Origin of the sequence: Limnofasciculus baicalensis BBK-W-15 (genome assembly GCF_024178385.1) — a bacterium.
In the GTDB taxonomy this organism is placed as follows: domain Bacteria; phylum Cyanobacteriota; class Cyanobacteriia; order Cyanobacteriales; family Coleofasciculaceae; genus Limnofasciculus; species Limnofasciculus baicalensis.
Genome location: NZ_JAMZMM010000310.1, coordinates 1 through 4,075, shown reverse-complemented (window position 1 = coordinate 4,075; position 4,075 = coordinate 1). Strand labels below are relative to the sequence as shown.

General features: G+C 42.4%; 2 protein-coding genes. Both read left to right on the top strand.

The annotated features are described in order from the left end of the window. On the top strand, positions 1-3,551 hold a 3,551-nt coding region (locus NJ959_RS22850), incomplete at its 5' end, for a hypothetical protein (RefSeq protein ID WP_254014047.1). A 242-nt stretch (positions 3,552-3,793) separates the two neighbouring features. Then, a partial coding sequence (locus NJ959_RS22845) for a hypothetical protein (RefSeq protein WP_254014046.1) occupies positions 3,794-4,075 on the top strand: 282 nt, incomplete at its 3' end.

Genomic DNA, 4,075 nt, shown 5'->3' with positions numbered 1-4,075 from the left:
CAAGTCAGGTAACCGAATCGGGTAAGATTAGCGATAATAATTCAGTTACCAATGAGCCTCTATTACCAGCAGTTAACATTTCCGAAGGGAAGAATAATTCCACCCCAATTGCCGGAATTAACTTAGCACCAGATGAGGTACGAATTCTTAGTCCCCAAACGGGTACAACTGGAGAAAAAACTACTAATTTAATAGTTCAATACAACATTAATTCCCAAGTTGAGGTGAAGGTTAATAATAAATCCATTGAAGCTGGGATACCAACCCAAATTCAGCGAGATGAACAGCAGGGTATTATTACTCAAGTTTGGTATAATATACCCCTGGGAAAAGGGGACAATAGGATTAGCGTTTCTGCTGGTAATGGGACACCTGTTATAGTAGGATTAAAAGTTAAACAAACTGCTAACCAGATCTCAATTAAACCTCTAGGCGATCCTAGAGTAACTGCTGATGGCCGTTCCACAATTAACATAGAAGGGGAAATTACTAATGAAAATGGTGAACTAATTAAAGAAGATGCCCTAGTTACCCTGACAGCAGCCGCAGGGAAATTTGTTGGTGCTGATGAAGATGAAGATAGACTTGGATTTCAAGTTATTGCTAGAGAGGGCAAATTTACCGCTAAACTCCAATCTGGATTAGAAGCCCAAAAAGTCCGGATTCGGGCGGCAGTAGAGATGATGGGCGAGAGATTAGAGGTGAGAGGAGAATCGGAAAACCCCAACAATCCAAATCCTAAATCCCCATTACAGGAAAGTCTTGAAGCCTTTACCCAAATTGAATTTGTCACCTACCTCCGCCCTTCCATCGCCACCGGAGTAATCGATTTTCGGATTGGGGCGCGGGGGACTAATTTTTGGGGCAGTCGGCGAGACTTTCTTCTCCCTGATAATGAAGATGGCACCGCAGTTGATTTGCGAGGTTCAGCCTTTGCTCAGGGTAGAGTAGGAGAATGGTTATTTACAGGTGCATATAATAGCTCTCGCCCACTTAATGAAAACTGTAATGGTGAGACTCAGTTATTTCAGTCGCCTCAATTTTGCGATCAACAATATTATACTTATGGGGATAGTTCCACAGTTGATTACCTGACTCCTTCTAAAGATAGCGTCTATATCCGGTTAGAGCGAACTTCCCGAGTGGAAGGTGCAGAGCCAGACTATATTATGTGGGGGGATTATAATACCACAGAATTAGCACGAGGATCTCAGGAATTTACAGCCACTTCCAGAGCTTTACACGGATTTAAAGGTAATTATAACCTGGGGAATCTACAGGTTACCGCACTTTATAGCCCCGATGTCCAGGGATTTCAGCGAGATGCGATCGCGCCAGATGGTACAAGTGGATATTACTTCCTATCGCGGCGCATTGTCTTTGCTGGCAGTGAAAACGTTTATCTAGAAACAGAAGAAATCAATCGCCCTGGCACAGTAATTGAAAGGAAAGCCCTGAGTCGTGGCCCAGATTATGAAATCGACTACGATCGAGGTACTATCCTATTCCGCAAACCAATTCGCCAAACAGAATTTGACCTATTTGGCAATACCCTGGTGCGAAAAATTGTTGTCACCTATCAATATGAAGGGAATGATACAGGCGACACCAATATTTATGCAGGGCGGTTACAATATAACCTATCTCAGAAATTCGATCGCGAAAGTTGGCTAGCTAGCAGTTATTGGCGAGAAGATCAGGGAAATCAAAATTTTGAACTATATGGTGCCGATTTTCTAGTTCCCTTGGGGAAAAATGGGCGAATTGTTGGCGAATATGCCCACTCCACCAACGAATCTGCCTTCGCAGGTTTAGTAACTGGCGAAGCTTATCGCTTTGAACTAAATGGCAATATTGGTTCCAGTATAAACGGTCGTGCTTACTATCGCTCCGTAGATGAAGGATTTGCTAATAATGCTACCACTAGTTTCACCCCGGGACAAACTCGTTATGGTGCAAATTTAATAACAAAATTAGGGGAAAATACTAGTTTCCAAGCTGGTTTCGATCGCGAAATTAACTTCGGTACAGCCCCACAACTCCTAAATCAGTCTGAGTTATTCGACTTATTCAGTCCGAATAATATCTTTAATACTGGAGTAGAAGCAAAACCAGGGAGTCGAGTTGATAATAGTTTAACCACAATTAGGGGCGGAATTTTCCAGAAAATTGGCGCAGGTAGCCTAAGCTTAGAATATGTAAACCGTGCCCGTCAAGATCGGATTGGAGATACCTTTGAAGGGAGTAATGGACAATTTGTATCGAGATTAAATGTCCCCATCACTCAATCTTTAATGTTCCGCGCCCAGAATGAATTAGGTTTGGATAATAGCGATGCTCTTAATCCCAATCGTACTACCCTTGGTTTAGATTGGGCGGTTGCACCAGGAATGACACTAAGACTAGCTCACCAATTCTTTGATGGGGGATTATTAGGTGAGAATGCGATTACTAGTTTGGATACGATTATGGAAAGGAGGATTGGCGAAAATACCTCCCTCACCAGTCGTTACTCAATCGTTGGCGCAAATGGAGGAATGATAGGTCAAGGTGCAGTAGGATTAAATCACCACTGGCAGATTGCCAAGGGATTAAGGGTTGACCTAGGATATGAAAGAATTCTCCATAATATACTAGGCGAAACCGCAGCGGGACCGAGATTTTTGCAACCTTACGCTGTCGGGCAAAGTGCCTCATCTTTAGCATTAGCAGATGGAGAATCTTATAATGTTGGGATAGAATATAGCCCCAGTCAGAATTTCCAAGCATCAGCAAGATTTGAAAGACACACAGGCGGCAATGGCAATAATACCGTAATTACTGCTGGGGCAGCAGGTAAAATAACACCAGCTTTAACAGCTTTAGTCCGTTTTCAACAAGCCAGCTCCGCTAATCAATTATTAGAAGGATTAGAGGATACTCAAAACTTAAAAGTAGGGTTAGCATATCGAGATCCATTTAACGATAGCTTTAATGCCCTATTGCGGTACGAATATCGCAAAAATCCCTCCGCAATTCCCCAAACACTACTCTTTGGTAGCGGTACAGGTTCCAACGATCATGTATTATCATTTGAAGCCATTTATGCCCCAGATTGGCGATGGGAATTTTACGGAAAATATGCCATGCGCCAAAGCACTACTGACTTAGCTCAAAACTTCAGTAACACCAGCATGGTTTATTTGACACAACTACGAGCAAGATATCGGTTAGGATACCGGATGGATTTAGCATTAGAAGGGCGCTGGATAGGGCAACCATCAGCAGACTTCCATGAAACAGGTTTTGCCGTAGAAAGTGGATTATATATCACACCAGATTTACGCTTAGGTTTAGGCTATAGCTTCGGTAGCGTAGACGATGAAGACTTCACTGGTTATCGCTCCAATGGAGGCTGGTATCTCAATCTAACCCTCAAAGTAAATGAACTTTGGAATGGTTTTGGGCGACAACGAGTAACACCACCTCAGCAGCGGGAAGCTGAAGTTAAAGCAGTAGGAGAAACAATTCCTACTACCACAAATACAGATACAAATACCGTTAGTCGTTAGTTGGAGGTAAGAGGTAATACCAACTTCATTAAATAGCGCTATATTTTTACCCCCCTAGCCCTGCTTGGTAAGGGGGGGAACAAGAAAAAAAATTGTAGTAAGTATTTATGAAATTGGTAGAGGAGGTAAGAGGTAAAAAGTGAATTCTAGTTGATACCGTGTTTATTTATTAGTTTTATTCTTTTTCTAACCCCTAACCCCTAACCAATAACCAGTAACAGCATCGCCGAGGAGTGAACATTGTGCAACTAAAAAAAACTAAAACTTTTTCCCCCCTAATTTTCCCAAAAGCCCCACCACATCAAGGAGCATCTCAATTTACCAAAAACCCTAGTTATATTCTGACTCCCCCCTTTAACAAGGGGCGTTGGGGGGGTGAAAACTATGATGACAAACAAATATCTTTGTCAAAACAGGATACCATAACACATCTACAGAAAAATATTGGCGTTAAAAACTTGAATTCCAAAGCCCTAGTTTCTCCTAGCCTAACCATCCTCACCCTATTCACACTTAACCCCGCG